This window comes from Bacteroides sp. 44_46 (genome assembly GCF_001915465.1).
In the GTDB taxonomy this organism is placed as follows: Bacteria; Bacteroidota; Bacteroidia; order Bacteroidales; family Bacteroidaceae; genus Bacteroides; species Bacteroides clarus.
Genome location: NZ_MNQO01000007.1, coordinates 12888 through 27757 on the forward strand (window position 1 = coordinate 12888; position 14870 = coordinate 27757).

General features: G+C 48.6%; 18 protein-coding genes. 11 read left to right on the plus strand and 7 right to left on the minus strand.

The window, feature by feature from the left end; all coding sequences use genetic code 11:
• Position 1: 1 nt before the first annotated feature.
• The 5 genes from BHV73_RS03465 to BHV73_RS03485 all read left to right on the plus strand — a co-directional run bounded on the left by BHV73_RS03465 (position 2) and on the right by BHV73_RS03485 (position 4848).
• The gene (locus BHV73_RS03465; protein WP_009121323.1) at positions 2-682 is read left to right on the plus strand and encodes a hypothetical protein; all 681 of its coding nucleotides are present in this window, start codon (positions 2-4) and stop codon (positions 680-682) included.
• Positions 683-892: 210 nt separating this feature from the next.
• Positions 893-2536, plus strand: coding sequence for an RluA family pseudouridine synthase (locus tag BHV73_RS03470; RefSeq protein WP_196053241.1), 1644 nt, complete (start codon positions 893-895; stop codon positions 2534-2536).
• A gap of 36 nt (positions 2537-2572) precedes the next feature.
• Complete coding sequence (locus BHV73_RS03475; RefSeq protein ID WP_286736541.1) at positions 2573-3010, plus strand: GNAT family N-acetyltransferase; 438 nt, start codon at positions 2573-2575, stop codon at positions 3008-3010.
• Positions 3011-3048: 38 nt separating this feature from the next.
• On the plus strand, positions 3049-3441 hold the full coding sequence (locus tag BHV73_RS03480; RefSeq protein ID WP_009121320.1) for a VOC family protein: 393 nt from the start codon (positions 3049-3051) through the stop codon (positions 3439-3441).
• A 108-nt stretch (positions 3442-3549) separates the two neighbouring features.
• Positions 3550-4848: a rhamnogalacturonidase gene (locus BHV73_RS03485; RefSeq protein WP_087426583.1), complete on the plus strand. Its 1299-nt coding sequence runs from the start codon at positions 3550-3552 to the stop codon at positions 4846-4848.
• Here BHV73_RS03485 and nfo read toward each other — a convergent pair.
• The 3 genes from nfo to BHV73_RS03500 all read right to left on the minus strand — a co-directional run bounded on the left by nfo (position 4838) and on the right by BHV73_RS03500 (position 6630).
• The gene (gene nfo / locus BHV73_RS03490; protein ID WP_286736549.1) at positions 4838-5686 is read right to left on the minus strand and encodes a deoxyribonuclease IV; all 849 of its coding nucleotides are present in this window, start codon (positions 5684-5686) and stop codon (positions 4838-4840) included. The two genes, BHV73_RS03485 and nfo, sit on opposite strands and share 11 nt — an antisense overlap.
• Before the next feature lie 22 nt (positions 5687-5708).
• The gene (locus tag BHV73_RS03495) at positions 5709-6020 is read right to left on the minus strand and encodes an MGMT family protein (protein ID WP_039950471.1); all 312 of its coding nucleotides are present in this window, start codon (positions 6018-6020) and stop codon (positions 5709-5711) included.
• Between the two features lie 127 nt (positions 6021-6147).
• Positions 6148-6630, minus strand: a complete 483-nt coding sequence (locus tag BHV73_RS03500) for a PepSY-like domain-containing protein (RefSeq protein ID WP_009121316.1) — start codon at positions 6628-6630, stop codon at positions 6148-6150.
• A 161-nt stretch (positions 6631-6791) separates the two neighbouring features.
• On the opposite strand from BHV73_RS03500, the gene BHV73_RS03505 reads away from it, so the two are divergent.
• Together BHV73_RS03505 and BHV73_RS03510 are read left to right on the plus strand one after the other, a co-directional pair.
• Positions 6792-7247, plus strand: a complete 456-nt coding sequence (locus BHV73_RS03505; protein ID WP_087413575.1) for a GNAT family N-acetyltransferase — start codon at positions 6792-6794, stop codon at positions 7245-7247.
• Positions 7240-7614 (plus strand): nitrous oxide-stimulated promoter family protein, encoded by a 375-nt coding sequence (locus BHV73_RS03510; protein ID WP_195621713.1) that lies wholly within the window; start codon positions 7240-7242, stop codon positions 7612-7614. Before BHV73_RS03505 ends, BHV73_RS03510 begins: the two co-directional genes overlap by 8 nt.
• Here the strand turns inward: BHV73_RS03510 and BHV73_RS03515 are convergent.
• Together BHV73_RS03515 and BHV73_RS03520 are read right to left on the minus strand one after the other, a co-directional pair.
• On the minus strand, positions 7560-7769 hold the full coding sequence (locus BHV73_RS03515; protein WP_087413577.1) for a hypothetical protein: 210 nt from the start codon (positions 7767-7769) through the stop codon (positions 7560-7562). The two genes, BHV73_RS03510 and BHV73_RS03515, sit on opposite strands and share 55 nt — an antisense overlap.
• A complete protein-coding gene (locus BHV73_RS03520; protein ID WP_009121312.1) occupies positions 7769-8233 on the minus strand; it encodes a MaoC family dehydratase in 465 nt (154 codons plus the stop codon). Before BHV73_RS03520 ends, BHV73_RS03515 begins: the two co-directional genes overlap by 1 nt.
• Positions 8234-8589: 356 nt before the next feature.
• Between BHV73_RS03520 and BHV73_RS03525 the strand changes: the two genes are divergently transcribed.
• Genes BHV73_RS03525 through BHV73_RS03540 form a run of 4 tightly spaced genes read left to right on the plus strand, consistent with a single transcriptional unit; the run spans position 8590 to position 12659 of the window.
• A complete protein-coding gene (locus BHV73_RS03525; protein WP_286736559.1) occupies positions 8590-10464 on the plus strand; it encodes a PAS domain-containing sensor histidine kinase in 1875 nt (624 codons plus the stop codon).
• A gap of 30 nt (positions 10465-10494) precedes the next feature.
• Positions 10495-10905 (plus strand): secondary thiamine-phosphate synthase enzyme YjbQ, encoded by a 411-nt coding sequence (locus tag BHV73_RS03530; protein ID WP_087413578.1) that lies wholly within the window; start codon positions 10495-10497, stop codon positions 10903-10905.
• A 9-nt stretch (positions 10906-10914) separates the two neighbouring features.
• Complete coding sequence (locus tag BHV73_RS03535) at positions 10915-11640, plus strand: SDR family NAD(P)-dependent oxidoreductase (RefSeq protein WP_087413579.1); 726 nt, start codon at positions 10915-10917, stop codon at positions 11638-11640.
• A gap of 38 nt (positions 11641-11678) precedes the next feature.
• A complete protein-coding gene (locus BHV73_RS03540) occupies positions 11679-12659 on the plus strand; it encodes a lytic transglycosylase domain-containing protein (protein ID WP_087413580.1) in 981 nt (326 codons plus the stop codon).
• Between the two features lie 3 nt (positions 12660-12662).
• Here the strand turns inward: BHV73_RS03540 and BHV73_RS03545 are convergent, their stop codons facing one another.
• Both BHV73_RS03545 and BHV73_RS03550 read right to left on the minus strand, forming a co-directional pair.
• Complete coding sequence (locus BHV73_RS03545; protein ID WP_087413581.1) at positions 12663-13436, minus strand: TIGR03915 family putative DNA repair protein; 774 nt, start codon at positions 13434-13436, stop codon at positions 12663-12665.
• Entirely contained in the window at positions 13433-14704 is a 1272-nt protein-coding gene (locus BHV73_RS03550) for a putative DNA modification/repair radical SAM protein (protein WP_087413582.1), read from the minus strand. The genes BHV73_RS03545 and BHV73_RS03550 overlap by 4 nt, the downstream gene beginning before the upstream one ends.
• Positions 14705-14870 lie beyond the last annotated feature (166 nt).

The following is a 14870-nucleotide window of genomic DNA, read 5'->3' on the forward strand; positions in this document are numbered from 1 at the left end:
TATGAAGAAGTGTTTCGTTGGATTTCTGGCGTTAGTCGCTGTGTGCAGCGGTTGCGGCACAAGCCAAATGGCGTCGGGCGACCCCGGCGCAATATTTGCGGGTGCAGCCATCGGCGGAAATGTCGGTGGTGCCATCGGCGGTCTGATAGGTGACAATAACGGCGGCTGGCGAGGCGGTTATCGGGGCTCGGCCATCGGCACAATTATCGGAACCATTGCCGGAGCGGCCATTGGGAATGCCGTCTCCGCCCCGAAACAGGAAGAATACAGCTATCGGATAGAAAGAACGGAAACCTGCAAGCCGAAGCCCGAAGCCTATCCCGCTCCCTCCGTTTTCGACAATCTGAGAATACGAAACATACGTTTCATCGACGATGACCGCGACCATATAATCACTTCCGGCGAAAGCAGCAAAGTGATTTTTGAAATCATGAACGAGGGGAATCAGACAATATATAATGTAGTCCCTATGGTGACGGAAATTACAGGCATGAAGCGCATCTATATTTCTCCGCCCGTCATGGTGGAACAGATAGCTCCGCGCAACGGCGTGAAGTATACCGCCAACATCAGCGCAGGAGACCGGATAAAGACGGGCGATATCACCATACGCGTGGCCGTAGCCGACGGAAACGGGCAACAATACGACTGGCAGGAATTCTCACTGTCCACCAGGCGGTAAAAGAGTTACCGGAGTTTCCATACGAACCGAACAACCTATAAACAACAGATTATGGCCGACAACTATCTGGAAAATCAATACGAACGATACCTGGCACGCAAGGCCGCCTGGGAAAGAGAACGTAAATACGGAAAGAAAAAGAAATCTGTACACCTGCGCCATCTGCCGCAACAAGCCGAAGATGATGTTGTGACCGATTCGGAAGAAGTTATGCTGCATCCCTTCCATACGTCCGTAACAGACATTCCGCTGCCGGAAAAGTTTACTTACCCCTTTTGCTACACTCCGCATCCGCTCTGCATCGCGGCGGTGAAAGAGGTGCAGGACTATCTTGGCCGACAAGACCGATGGAAAGAAGAGTTGGCGCAAGGCAAAATGTTCGGCGTATTGGTGGTGGAGACGGACAAAGGCGAAATAGGATATCTCGCGGCTTTCTCGGGCATCCTGGCAGGCAAAAACGTGCATCCTTTCTTTGTACCGCCCGTGTACGACCTGTTGCAACCGCAAGGATTCTTCAAAACAGAAGAAGAGCAAATCTCGCAAATCAACGTACGTATCAGACAGTTGGAAGAGGATGAAGCATACAGACGGCGGATTGAGCAACTGACCGCCTTGCAACAAACCGCCCGAGCGTCTTTGGAAGAAGCCAGGCTGCAAATGAAAGCCGCCAAAGAGAGGCGGGAAGAACGGAGACGGCAGGCCGCCTTATCTCCCGATTGCCGAATCACTCCCGAAGAAGAAAGCACTCTGATACGTGAAAGCCAGTTTCAGAAAGCGGAATACAAACGTATGGAACGTGCCTGGAAAGAGCGTATCGCCCCTTTACAACAAACCGTTTCCACCCACGAGGCCGGCATACAGGCATTGAAAGCCGAACGGAAGGTGCGCTCCGCCGCTCTGCAACAAAAACTGTTCGGACAATTCAAAATGCTGAATCACCGGGGAGAAGTCAAGACGCTTTGCGACATCTTTGAGCAGACCGTACACAAAACCCCACCCGCAGGAGCCGGTGAATGCGCCGCCCCCAAACTGTTGCAACAAGCCTATCTGCATGGTTGGAAGCCTATTGCAATGGCAGAGTTCTGGTGGGGAGAGTCTCCCAAAACAGAGATACGGCATCACGGACATTACTATCCGGCTTGCAAAGGCAAGTGCGAACCGATTTTGAGACATATGCTGCAAGGTCTTGAAGTGGACGAGAATCCGATGCTGAAAGAATTGCAGTCCAACAAGAAAGAATTGGAAATCATCTATGAAGATGAATGGTTGGCGGTGGTTAATAAACCGGCAGGCATGTTGTCCGTTCCCGGCAAAGAAGATGCGGCTTCCGTTTACAGCGTGGTACGTGAACGGTATCCTGACGCGGACGGTCCGTTGATTGTGCATCGCCTGGACATGGCGACATCGGGTCTGTTGGTGGTGGCAAAGACCAAGCAGGTTCACCAAAACCTGCAGGCGCAATTTAAAAACCGCAGTATCCAAAAGCGCTACATAGCATTGCTTCAAGGAATGGTTTCGCAAGATACGGGAACGGTTGAGCTGCCGCTATGCCCGAATCCGCTTGACCGCCCCCGGCAAATGGTACATGCCGAATATGGCAAACCCGCCGTAACAGACTTTGAGGTATTGAAACGCGGGGATAACCGCACCCGCATCGCTTTTTATCCACGTACCGGACGCACACATCAGCTTCGGGTACACGCCGCCCACCCGCTCGGACTGCACTGCCCCATTATCGGCGACGAGCTCTACGGAAAGAAAGCCGAACGGCTGTATCTGCATGCCGAGACGCTGGAATTCACCCATCCCATAACCGGGAAGCAAGTGAGAATCAGCCGAAAAGCAGACTTTTAATCAAATGTTCAGGAATAAACAACAATACATATCAGAATGACTATTCTCCGCCCCACCCCGCAAGACTATGACGAGCTGCTCACCGTATGGGAAGCCTCCGTACGAAGCACCCACCATTTCCTGACGGAAGAGAACATACAGTTCTATAAACCATTGGTACGAAACCGATACTTCCAAGCCGTAGAGCTTTACATCATCCGGAACCGGGAAGGAAAAATCGCCGCCTTCATGGGACTGAGCGATGAGTTCATCGAAATGCTTTTTGTACATCCCGCGGAGCAAGGAAAAGGCTGCGGCAAGCAGTTGATACAATACGCGCTCCACGAAAAGCATATATATAAGGTAGACGTCAACGAGCAAAACGAATCAGCTCACCGATTCTACCTGCACACGGGCTTCCGGTTTATCGGAAGAGATGAAACCGACCCTGCGGGAAATCCTTTTCCCATATTGCACCTGCAATGGAAGCCGTAAACAAACCCATATCGCATAACACAAAAACAGATTGACTCATGAGAATACACCACATCGCCATCTGGACTTTTCGTCTGGAAGAAATGAAAGAGTTTTATATCCGTTACTTCAAAGGTACAGGCAATGAAAAGTACGTCAATCCCCAAAAAGGATTTGAATCCTACTTTATCCGTTTCGACAGCGGAGCCGACCTGGAGCTGATGAGCCGTACCGATGTACGGGATACTCCCATTGAAGAAAACAGACTCGGCCTGACCCACTTCGCCTTTGCACTCAACAGCAAAGAGGAAGTTCTCGGCCTGACGGAACAACTGCGCAGCGCCGGATATACCATCGCCGGGGAGCCCCGTACCTCGGGAGACGGATATTTTGAAAGTGTAGTACTCGACCCCGACGGCAACCGGGTGGAATGCGTGTTCAAGGCAGTCTAAAAAGTCATTTTACACAGAATTTAAATCAACGCCTTTCGCCCGGCATTGCACTAAGTTTCTTATGTTTGCAGCGTAATTCATAAGTTGATTTTAAATTTATCGGAAACCATGAAAATCATTGCATTCCTATTTACAGCATTTATCAGTCTGCAAGCGTTCGGACAAGAGAAATTCCCCGACGGTACGCCTATCCCCGACTGGTTCAGACAAAACGAAATCGTAAACATCGAAACGCTGGGACAGAAATATACCATAACCGATTATGGTGTAGTAAACGACAGTACAATCCTCCAAACAGAAAAGATACAGGCGGTAATAGACCGGGCAGCCCGAAACGGCGGCGGTGTCATTGTTGTCCCCAAAGGAACTTTCCTCAGCGGTTCAATCTTCTTCAAACCCCGGACACATCTATATATGGAAGAAGGTTCCGTATTGAAAGGAAGTGACGACATCAGCAATTTCGCCATTGTCAACACCCGCATAGAAGGACAAAGCCTGAAGTATTTCGCCGCTCTGGTCAATGCCGACAAAGTAAACGGATTTACAATCTCCGGCAAAGGCACAATCAACGGTAACGGACATAGATACTGGAAATCATTCTGGCTGCGCCGGCAGGTCATCCCGAAATGCACCAACATGGACGAGTTGCGTCCCCGTCTGCTCTACATCTCCAACAGCAACGATGTGCAAATCTCCGGAGTACGTCTCATGAACTCTCCGTTCTGGACTACGCATATCTACCGCTGCAATAACATCAAGTTGCTGAATCTCCATATTTTCGCTCCCGCCGCTCCGGTAAAAGCGCCGAGCAGTGACGCCATCGACATCGATGTATGCAGCAACGTACTGGTTAAGAACTGCTATATGTCCGTTAACGACGATGCCGTAGCCCTGAAAGGCGGTAAAGGCCCGTGGGCGGATAAAGACGCCAATAACGGCAGCAATACCAATATCATCATAGAAGACTGTACATATGGTTTTTGCCACAGCGGCCTGACGTGCGGCAGTGAATCGATACACAACCGCAACATCATACTCCGCCGTTGCAAAATCAGCAACGCTACTCGTCTGCTGTGGCTGAAGATGCGTCCCGACACGCCGCAACACTACGAATACATCCTGGTGGAAGACATCACAGGCGATGCCAAGAGCATGCTGCTCATCAAACCGTGGACACAGTTCTTCGACCTCAAAGGCCGTAAGGATATTCCCCTCTCACGTGCCAACAACGTAACTTTGCGCAATATCAACCTGAGTTGCGACATATTCTTCAACGTCAGCAAGTCCGACCAGTACGAATTGAAGGATTTCACTTTCGAGAATCTGAATATCAAGGCAAAGGACGCCAAATGCGATAAAGAGATTATCTCTAATTTTGAATGGAAGAACGTTAAGGTCAATCAATAACGTTCGCCTCAAAACCACGCAACATATTGATTTCTTCCGCCCAAAGTGATTCATCGGGAGTTTCAAGCACAATCGGCATGTCGTTGAACCGTTCATCTTTCATGAAACGTTCAAAGAAATCTATGCCGATAAGTCCTTTCCCGATGCTATCATGGCGGTCTACGCGAGTACCCAACGCCTTTTTGGAATCATTCAGGTGGATAGCGCGAAGAAAGCCGAAACCGACGGTCTTATCGAAATCCTCAAACACCTTATCGTACTCGTTTACAATATCATATCCCGCCGTATAGGTATGACAGGTATCAAGGCAAACGCCTACGCGGGACTTATCTTCCACCCGGTCGATGATATGCTTCAAGTGCCAGAATTCATTGCCGACATTACTGCCTTGCCCGGCGGTGTTCTCAATAACCGCCGTAACGCCCTGCGTCTTGCCCAATGTCATATTGATGGATTCGGCCACCCTATCCAAACAAGCCTCAACGGAAATCTTGTTCAAGTGACTGCCAGGATGAAAATTCAGTAACTTCAATCCTAACTCTTCACAACGTTGCATCTCATCCAGAAAAGCCGCACGGCTTTTCGCCAGTCCTTCCTCTTCGGGATGTCCCAGATTTATCAGATAACTGTCGTGCGGAAGAATATAGCGTGCATCCAAAGCATACTTTCCGCAATTCTCCTTAAATAAAGCAATACTTTCCCGCGTCAGAGGTTTCGCCACCCACTGGCGCTGGTTCTTGGTAAACAGGGCAAAAGCGTTCGCCCCTATTTCATGGGCATTGACGGGAGCGAATTCCACACCGCCGCCGGCAGATACATGCGCGCCTATAAATTTCATATTCCGATTGTTATTCATTTGTTTATTGTTCTTTCATAAATTCCCATTGAGACTTTTTCATATCTACAAAACCGTTTGCCCTGAACCGGACACCTTCACTTTCCAGCAACGCTCTTTGCTCCGTCCAGCCCGGTACCAGTCTGCCTTGACTGTTCACCACCCTATGGCAAGGCAGGTGCAAATCTTCCGGCACGTTGTGCATCGCCTGTCCTACCATACGCGAACACTGAGGTCTGCCTACCAGATAGGCAATCTGTCCGTAAGTCACCACGCGTCCCGCAGGAATAGCGGCAACAACGCTGTAAACATCTTGCAGAAAAGCATCGTGATTCATAAGATACAGTCTTTCTTTCCGGCAAAGATAAGGCAAACGGAGAGCATACAAAACAAGTCCGCTCATTTTTTACACCGAATGACGGGATGAGATGCCCGCCTGTCGGGACAGGGACACCCCTTTCCGTTTATAGGAAAGTACTTGCTCCAAGCGTGTTATAGGCGTAAGTGATATTCTGCTGGCGAAGGACCTCGCCTTTCGGAGTAAACAATATCTGATATTTTATCTGCACATTCGGTTTGCCCACTTGTATGGCCACGATGGGTTGCCATTTGGGAAACTGCACCCAAACAACGTTCTGCACCACCCCGTCCGAAAACTGGCTGGCGGCAAAAGCATTGAACACGGCGGCGGGCACTTCATCCAGCGTTTCCCAGTCCGTTTGCTTCATTACCCACTCCGCATCCGAGTTGAACCAGACTTTGGTATCGAAGCCATTCATCATAAAATCCGCCACATAATACGCCTTGTCCTGCGACCAGGCTATGCCAACGGCTGTGGGATACATCTTTTTAAGAGCTATTTGCACGCTGTCGGGAGCATAACCGGCAGAGGCGGATATAGATGCCAGAAGCATCAGAATCAATAAAGAAGTTTTCAATTTATTCATAATCGTTCAGGTATTAATGGTTCACCGCAAATGATGCGCGGCAAGCACGGATTATACTTATTACACGAATTATCACTGATTAATCAACAGTATCACTTCGTTTTTTGTTTGGTAGTATCCCTGCAAAGATTAATTTTGCAACGTAAATCCATGAAAGCGATATGATAAGTATATATCCTGTTCTTCATAACAAGAAACAATACCTCGACCTCCTACTCCTGGCCGACGAACAAGAGTCCATGATAGACCGTTATCTGGAACGTGGCGAAATGTTCGTCCTGACGGAGGCAGGCAACATAAAAGCCGCCTGTGTCGTTACCCGTGAAGCGGAAGATGTTTTCGAGATAAAGAACATTGCCACCTACCCGCGATTCCAACGGCAGGGATATGGCAGGATACTGATAGAATATCTTTTCAAGCGGTATGCAGGCAGATGCCGAACCATGCTCGTGGGTACGGGCGACAGTCCTCTGACCGTTCCCTTTTATGAAAGCTGCGGATTCACATATTCGCACCGCATCCCCGACTTCTTTACGGACAACTACGACCATCCCATATACGAAGCGGGCAAGCAACTGAAAGATATGATTTACCTAAAACGCAGCATGAATGAGTAAAAATAACGCCCGCCCATCACGCATCGCCCAAGAGCAACGCACCGTAGAGCAGATGATCCGTCTCTACTGCCGCAAGAAAGAGGGCAACAAAGAACTTTGCCCGCAATGCCTCGAGTTACTGGAGTATGCCCGCATGCGCCTGTCCCGCTGTCCGTTTGGCGAGAAGAAGAACACTTGCAGGCTCTGCCCCATTCATTGCTACAAGCCTGCCATGAAAGAACGGATGCGTGAGGTGATGCGGTATGCCGGGCCGCGAATGCTGCTCTATCACCCTGCGGCGGCACTCCAGCATTTATGGAAGGAGTATATACATCAATATTTCAGCAAACGCTTCGGACTGCCATGCCAGGAACAGCACAAACAGTAGACTTCCGTCAAATCATACCCTTCCAAAGAAGCTTCAGGATCTTTGGGCACAATCTCTCCCTCACGGGAAACATATACGGGCAGACGCTCTCCGCTGCCGTTCAGGACAAAAAAAGCCCCCACTTTACATTGGGGGCATATCATTTTACGCGTCATCAGTTGAAGTAATATAAGAAGATGGCGATACCTTCGAGCGCTTTCTTCTTTTCGCCCTCTATTTCGATAGCAAACTTGATTTCCGCCTTTGCCACACCGCGCAGGTTTGCCAGCGAGTGCAGGGAAGCCACCAAACGGATACTCTGCCCAGACAGTACAGCCTGGCCGAACTTCATCTTGTCCATACCATAGTTAATCATCATCTTCAGGTTGTTCACCTCAATAATCTGGTTCCACAGATGCGGCAGCATGGAGAGGGTAAGATAACCGTGCGCAATAGTACTCTTAAAAGGACTTTCGGTCTTGGCACGCTCGGTATCAACGTGAATCCACTGGTGGTCCAGCGTTGCGTCGGCAAAGAGGTTGATACGTTCCTGCGTAAGCTCCACATATTCCGAAACACCGATTTGCTGACCTATCAGCTTTTCAAAATCCTCATACGAGTTGATAATAACTTTTTCCATATATTCTTTGTTTTGTTGGGTAAATAGCGTTGTAAACGGTAACAAAGATACCGCTTATCTCCGAATAAATTACAAACAGACTGCTAAAAAGCCATATATTCCGGCTGTTTTTACCATAGTCTACCTTATTATGAGCCGCACATTCCACAAAGAACGCGTAAGTTTATACTTGTCTGCAAACAGATAATGTCATGGCTCCGCATAACAAAACAAACATACGGTTGGTAATAACTGTTATTGTATTGTATTTTTATTATATCTCTTCCCCATTTCTTTTCATTTCTGCGAATTATATCTATTTTTGTAAGCATATACAAGTATATAATAAGAATATCAATCACTCTAAATATTCCTGTATGGACGCTAAAAAGGATTATAACCTGTTATCAGACATAATGCGCAATGCCAACATGGGCTGGTGGGAAGCCGACGTGCAGGATGCGAGTTATATCTGTTCCGAATACATCGCCAACCTGCTGGGTTTGAAAGAAGACGGTTACATCAGCTTTGAAGACTTCAACAAACGCATCTTGAAAGAGGAGCAACCGCATACCACCTCACATTCCTTTTACAATATGCAGCAGATGAATGAAGCCGTCTATCTGCTCGATAGCGTAAAGGGCCCCGTATGGGTGCGCAGTAAAGCCTGCATGCAGAAAACCGATGAAAAAGGACATACCAAGATTTACGGCATAGCCGAAATACAGGACGGCCCTTATATGTCATCCGCCTCGCAGGTGTTGCAACAACGCGAACGGCTTTTGCACAACATCTACAAGAACCTTCCGGTGGGCATCGAACTCTACAACATAGACGGAGTTCTGATAGACCTCAACGACAAGGAACTGGAAATGTTCCACTTGCGACGGAAAGAAGACCTGCTGGGTGTCAATATCTTCGACAATCCCGTATTTCCGCAAGAGATGAAAGAGAAACTGAGAAAATATGAAAACGCCGATTTCACGTTCCGCTACGACTTCGCGCAAGTAGGCTCTTACTACGACCCGCAGACCAAAACGGGTACGATAGACCTCGTGACCAAAGTAACCACGCTGTACGACGAAAAGCACGTCCCTACCAACTATCTGCTGATAAATGCCGATAAGACCGAGACTACCGTAGCCTACAACAAAATACAGGAATTCGAGAGTTTCTTCGAACTGATAGGTAACTATGCCAAAGTAGGGTATGCCCATTACAATCTGCTCACCCGGCAGGGATATGCCCAACACAGCTGGTATATCAATGTCGGTGAACAGGAGGACACACCGTTGTCCGAAATCATCGGAGTGTACAACCACATCCATCCCGACGACCGTCACGATATGCTCCGCTTTCTGGATAACGCCCTAAAAGGTACAGAGAACAAGTTCAACAAGGAGATACGCATTCTCAGACAAGACGGCAACTGTTCTTGGACGCACGTCAACCTGATAGTGAAAGTGTACGCTCCCGAACGGAACTGTATCGAACTCATCTGTATCAACTACGATATCACCCGGCTCAAAGATACGGAAGCCATGCTGATATTGGCCAAAGAGAAAGCCGAAGAATCAGACCGCCTGAAATCCGCTTTCCTCGCCAACATGAGTCACGAAATACGCACGCCGCTGAATGCCATTATCGGTTTCTCCGGTCTTTTGCCCTACATAGAGGACGCCGAGGAGCGCAGCCGCTATATAGCCCTGATAAACCACAACAATGAGTTATTGCTGAATATCATCAATGATGTATTGGACTTGTCGAAAATAGAAGCCGGGCACATAGAGCTGTCTCCCGTCTGGCTCAATCTCTCGGACCTGATAGACGAGAGCTGCACCGAATGTCAACGTAATGTTCCCGAAGGCGTAACGCTCAAAACCCGCTATCCGGCAATTCCCCGCCTGATAGAGCAGGACCCGATGCGCATCAAGCAGGTATTAAGCAACCTCGTATCGAACGCGTTGAAGAATACAACGCAGGGATATGTCGAGATTTCATACGAAACGGGACAGTCCGAAGCGAGGATAAGCGTCTCCGATACCGGGCGCGGCATACCTCAAGAAAAGCTCGGCGTGATATTCGAACGGTTCGAAAAAACGGATTCTTTCGTACAAGGAGCCGGACTGGGCTTATCCATCTGCAAGTCCATCGTGGAACACATGAACGGGAGAATCGAGGTGATATCCGCCGTAGACGAAGGCAGTACGTTTACCGTAACGTTTCCCTGCCAAGTACAGCCGGCGACATAACGGAATAGAAATAAAGAACAGGAAAGAAATATGATAATACAAAAAGAGTTTACCCTCACCCCTCACAAGCGTGGCTTTCATCTGGTTACGGAAGAAATATCCCGCAACCTGCCGCCGTTGCCGCCAACCGGATTATTACATTTGTTCATCAAGCACACAAGTGCCGCACTCACCATCAACGAGAATGCCGACCCGGATGTACAGACAGATATGGAAGCCATCTTCAACCGCCTTGTCAGGGAACGTGAACCTTATTACGAACATACCTGCGAGGGAGACGACGATATGCCGGCGCATGCCAAGTCCACCATTGTGGGAGCAGAACTGACCATCCCCATTACCAACGGACGGATGAACATGGGCATTTGGCAAGGTATCTATCTGTGTGAATTTCGCAATCGTGGCGGCGGAAGAAAAATCGTCGCAACCGTTATTGGATAATCTCTGCCCATGAAAAAAGCCATTATCATAGGAGCCACCTCAGGCATCGGTCAGGAAGTAGCCCGTTTACTCGTGCGGCAAGGTTGGCGCATAGGTATTGCCGGCAGGCGCGAAGAAGCCCTGCGGAGCATGCAGCAAACCAACCCCGAACAGATAGAGATGCAATGTCTTGATGTGACAGAGGATAATGCCATCCTGCATCTCAACCGATTGGTAGACCGCCTAGGCGGTATGGACTTGTTTTTCCTAAGTTCCGGTGTGGGTTATCAGAACAGAGACTTGGAACCGGAAATAGAATTGAACACCACACGTACCAATGTCGAAGGATTTACCCGAATGGTAACCGCCGCTTTCGACTATTTCAAAAAAACGGGTGGCGGACATATCGCTGTAATCAGTTCCATAGCAGGCACCAAGGGGCTGGGTGTAGCACCCGCCTACTCTGCCACCAAGCGGTTTCAGAATACGTACATCGACGCTTTGGCGCAACTTTCGCGGATGCAGCGCCTCAACATCCGCTTCACCGATATCCGTCCGGGCTTCGTAGCAACGGACTTGCTGCGGAATGGCAAGTACCCGATGCTGATGCATGCCGACGAAGTAGCCCGACACATCGTCCGGGCATTAAAACATAAAAAACGGGTGGCGGTAATTGACGGACGTTACAGCCTATTGGTATTCTTTTGGCGAATGATTCCACGTTGGCTGTGGGAACGGTTGCCTATAAAGAATTGATTTCGTATCTTCACGCCAATAAACCAAAAACGACCAAGATGAAAAGAAAAGCCGGATATATGATACTTACAGCCACCGTTGCCCTGTGTACAGGCGCTTCGTTGCCTTTTCTCTTCGGCAACAGTGTGCTGAATCCTGAACAACAATCCGTTAAATCGGAAGTGCCCTACTGCGTCACCTCTCCTACCGTACCCGCCAAGATTACCTTTGCCGGACAGGAAGTGGACTTGCTGCGCTACGATCACCGGGAACGTATGGACCGCGAACTGATGTCGTTCACCTATATGCATTCCACCACGATGCTCACCGTAAAGCGTGCAAACCGCTATTTTCCTATTATAGAACCTATATTAAAAGCAAACGGCATACCGGATGATTTTAAATATCTGGCCGTAATAGAAAGCGCGCTTAACCCGCTTGCCAAATCACCCGCCGGTGCCGCCGGCATGTGGCAGTTCATGCCCGGTACAGGACGTGAGTTCGGTTTGGAAGTAAACAATAACATCGACGAACGCTATCACGTGGAAAAAGAAACGAAAGCCGCCTGCAAATATCTGAAAGAGGCCTATGCCAAATATGGTAACTGGCTCTGCGTAGCCGCTGCCTACAATGCCGGACAAGGACGCATCTCCGCACAGTTACAGAAACAAATGGTGAGCCGGGCGGCAGACCTTTGGCTGGTAGAGGAAACCTCACGCTATATGTTCCGTTTGCTGGCGGCAAAGGCTGTTATCAGCAATCCGCAACAATACGGTTTCTTACTGAAACGTGAACATCTTTATCCGTCCATCCCATACACTGAAGTGAAAGTCACTACGGGAATAACCAATCTGGCGCAATTCGCCAAAAGCAAAGGTATCACCTATGCCCAGCTGAAAGATGCAAATCCCTGGCTGCGTGACATTTCTTTGATGAACAAAAGCGGACGTACATACATCCTAAAGATACCGACGCAAGCCGGAATGCACTACGATCCGCATAAGACCGTTCCTTATAACAAGCACTGGGTAATAAATTAAGAGTCAAGTCTGTTTCTCCGTCAAATACTTCCAATAACGCACAGGCATATCTTGTCTGTGCTTGCGGGGATTCAGCCTCTCTCTGATGCAGATTGCCTTGAAATAGGTTTTCCAAAGTCGCTGAAAGAGTTTTTCATCTTTATCCATAAGGCTTTCGTCCAGCATACCCGTCACAAGATGCCCTTCACGACTATCTTCGCCGAAAGTAACTTCCCGTATTTCTTTTAAATCGTAATAATATCCATAGGCGCGCTTAATGTCATATATCAACCAACGTTGGTCGGCAAAGCGGTCTTTAAAATGCCCGGTTATCAGGGGAAGTGCATTCTTCTCCGGCTCCACCGCTGCAAAATAAGTACCGTCCGCAGCCTTTTGAAAACGGATGAACTGCAACATCCGTATGCGTTCCCAATCTACCCGTTTCCACATACGTGAGAATTCCAAAACATCAGGGTCAGCAAAATTGGTTTCAATGGAACGGGGAGCATCTATTGCTTTACGGATATAACGAAACAGGAGCGATGCCGTTTCCGGCTCTTCCGCCAGCCAGCATTGGGTAAGGCAGGACAAGGCGGATGCAGACAGTTTTTTCTGTAAACCGCGCCAAACCCTACCCGCTTTCTCTTCATCGGAAACCACCGTAAAAGCCTCATCATGGAATAAGGGTAGCGGCTCTCCCTCTGCCAACAAAGCATCCGGAAAAGTACGGCGGGAATAGGCCTCGAAAACAGAAGTCAGCAATCCCTCGAAAGTATTATCGAATATAAACAGGTTCATTCTCTTTCTTCTCCAAAATCAAGTGTCAACTGCCTGTCATCGTATTTCTTTTTAGGCTTTCGCACCAACAGATTGCGCACCCCTTGCGGAGTCATTTCATTGACCGTACGCATAGGCAGTTCACTGCACGTAATAAAATACTGCGCTTTCTTCATTACCACGCCGATTTTTTTCAGCTGATAAAATCCCAATTTGGAAAAACGGCGGGAAGCGATTATCAGGCGCGCCGATTTCACGCCGATACCCGGTATGCGGAGTATCATCTCATAATCCGCTTTATTGATATCAACGGGAAACAGCTCGGGATGACGCAAGGCCCACGACAGTTTCGGATCTATCTCCAAATCCAAATCCGGATAGGCGTCATCTACGATTTCATCTACCTTGAACTGATAGAAACGCAGCAGCCAGTCAGCCTGATAGAGGCGGTTCTCGCGTACCAAAGGCGGCTGTTTCAAAGCAGGCAGGCGCTTGTCGTACGTATTCACCGAGACATATCCGGAATAATAGACGCGCCGCATCGTAGGACGCTGATAAAGAGCCGATGAAAGGAAAAGAATATCCTTGTCCGTTTCAGCGGTAGCCCCCACAATCATCTGTGTACTCTGTCCCGCCGGAGCAAAACGGGGCGCATAACGATACTTCTTACGTTCTTCCGCACTCTCCAAAACACCTTGCTGGATATATCGCATCGGAGCAAACACACTCTTATGGTCTTTCTCCGGAGCAAGCAGCTTGAGGTTTTCTTCTTTGGGGATTTCCACATTTACACTGAGACGGTCGGCATATAACCCGGCTTCATTCACCAACTCCCGACTGGCTCCGGGAATACTCTTCAAATGGATATAGCCGTTGAAGCGATGGATGGTACGAAGGTCTTTGGCCACACGCACCAACCGTTCCATTGTATAATCGGGGTTGCGCACCACACCGCTACTCAGAAAAAGCCCTTCGATGTAGTTGCGGCGATAAAATTCCATTGTCAAATCCACCAGTTCGCCGACGGAAAGGGTGGCACGAGGCAAGTCGTTGCTACGACGGTTGATACAATAGGCGCAATCGTATATGCAGTAATTCGTCAGCATCACTTTCAACAACGAAATACAGCGTCCGTCCTCTGCAAAGCTATGACAGATACCCCACCCGCCCACAGTATTACCCACCATGCCCGCTTTATTGGAACGCACAGTACCGCTGGATGAGCAAGATACATCGTACTTTGCCGACTCCGCCAATATCTTCAACTTATTTAATACATTCTCGTCCATAACCCGTGCCAAAAGTAGCAATAAAACTTCGATTTCAAGGACGAAGGCCAAGCAATTAATATATTAAAAATCGTTGAGGGATAGGATAGAGAAACGACTTATCCGTACAAAGGAACTACTATATATAAAATAAAAAAGACCGCCGGACGGCAGTCTTTCACAGCAT

Excerpts from the sequence above, each read along its gene's own strand:
- BHV73_RS03485 (WP_087426583.1), top strand. The coding sequence starts at position 3,550 with ATGAAAATCATTGCATTCCTATTTACAGCATTTATCAGTCTGCAAGCG.
- BHV73_RS03530 (WP_087413578.1), top strand. The coding sequence starts at position 10,495 with ATGATAATACAAAAAGAGTTTACCCTCACCCCTCACAAGCGTGGCTTT.
- nfo (WP_286736549.1), bottom strand. The coding sequence starts at position 5,686 with ATGAAATTTATAGGCGCGCATGTATCTGCCGGCGGCGGTGTGGAATTC.
- BHV73_RS03480 (WP_009121320.1), top strand. The coding sequence starts at position 3,049 with ATGAGAATACACCACATCGCCATCTGGACTTTTCGTCTGGAAGAAATG.
- BHV73_RS03500 (WP_009121316.1), bottom strand. The coding sequence starts at position 6,630 with ATGAATAAATTGAAAACTTCTTTATTGATTCTGATGCTTCTGGCATCT.
- BHV73_RS03465 (WP_009121323.1), top strand. The coding sequence starts at position 2 with ATGAAGAAGTGTTTCGTTGGATTTCTGGCGTTAGTCGCTGTGTGCAGC.
- BHV73_RS03515 (WP_087413577.1), bottom strand. The coding sequence starts at position 7,769 with ATGACGCGTAAAATGATATGCCCCCAATGTAAAGTGGGGGCTTTTTTT.
- BHV73_RS03520 (WP_009121312.1), bottom strand. The coding sequence starts at position 8,233 with ATGGAAAAAGTTATTATCAACTCGTATGAGGATTTTGAAAAGCTGATA.
- BHV73_RS03505 (WP_087413575.1), top strand. The coding sequence starts at position 6,792 with ATGATAAGTATATATCCTGTTCTTCATAACAAGAAACAATACCTCGAC.
- BHV73_RS03470 (WP_196053241.1), top strand. The coding sequence starts at position 893 with ATGCTGCATCCCTTCCATACGTCCGTAACAGACATTCCGCTGCCGGAA.
- BHV73_RS03545 (WP_087413581.1), bottom strand. The coding sequence starts at position 13,436 with ATGAACCTGTTTATATTCGATAATACTTTCGAGGGATTGCTGACTTCT.
- BHV73_RS03540 (WP_087413580.1), top strand. The coding sequence starts at position 11,679 with ATGAAAAGAAAAGCCGGATATATGATACTTACAGCCACCGTTGCCCTG.
- BHV73_RS03475 (WP_286736541.1), top strand. The coding sequence starts at position 2,573 with ATGACTATTCTCCGCCCCACCCCGCAAGACTATGACGAGCTGCTCACC.
- BHV73_RS03535 (WP_087413579.1), top strand. The coding sequence starts at position 10,915 with ATGAAAAAAGCCATTATCATAGGAGCCACCTCAGGCATCGGTCAGGAA.
- BHV73_RS03495 (WP_039950471.1), bottom strand. The coding sequence starts at position 6,020 with ATGAATCACGATGCTTTTCTGCAAGATGTTTACAGCGTTGTTGCCGCT.
- BHV73_RS03525 (WP_286736559.1), top strand. The coding sequence starts at position 8,590 with ATGGACGCTAAAAAGGATTATAACCTGTTATCAGACATAATGCGCAAT.
- BHV73_RS03510 (WP_195621713.1), top strand. The coding sequence starts at position 7,240 with ATGAGTAAAAATAACGCCCGCCCATCACGCATCGCCCAAGAGCAACGC.
- BHV73_RS03550 (WP_087413582.1), bottom strand. The coding sequence starts at position 14,704 with ATGGACGAGAATGTATTAAATAAGTTGAAGATATTGGCGGAGTCGGCA.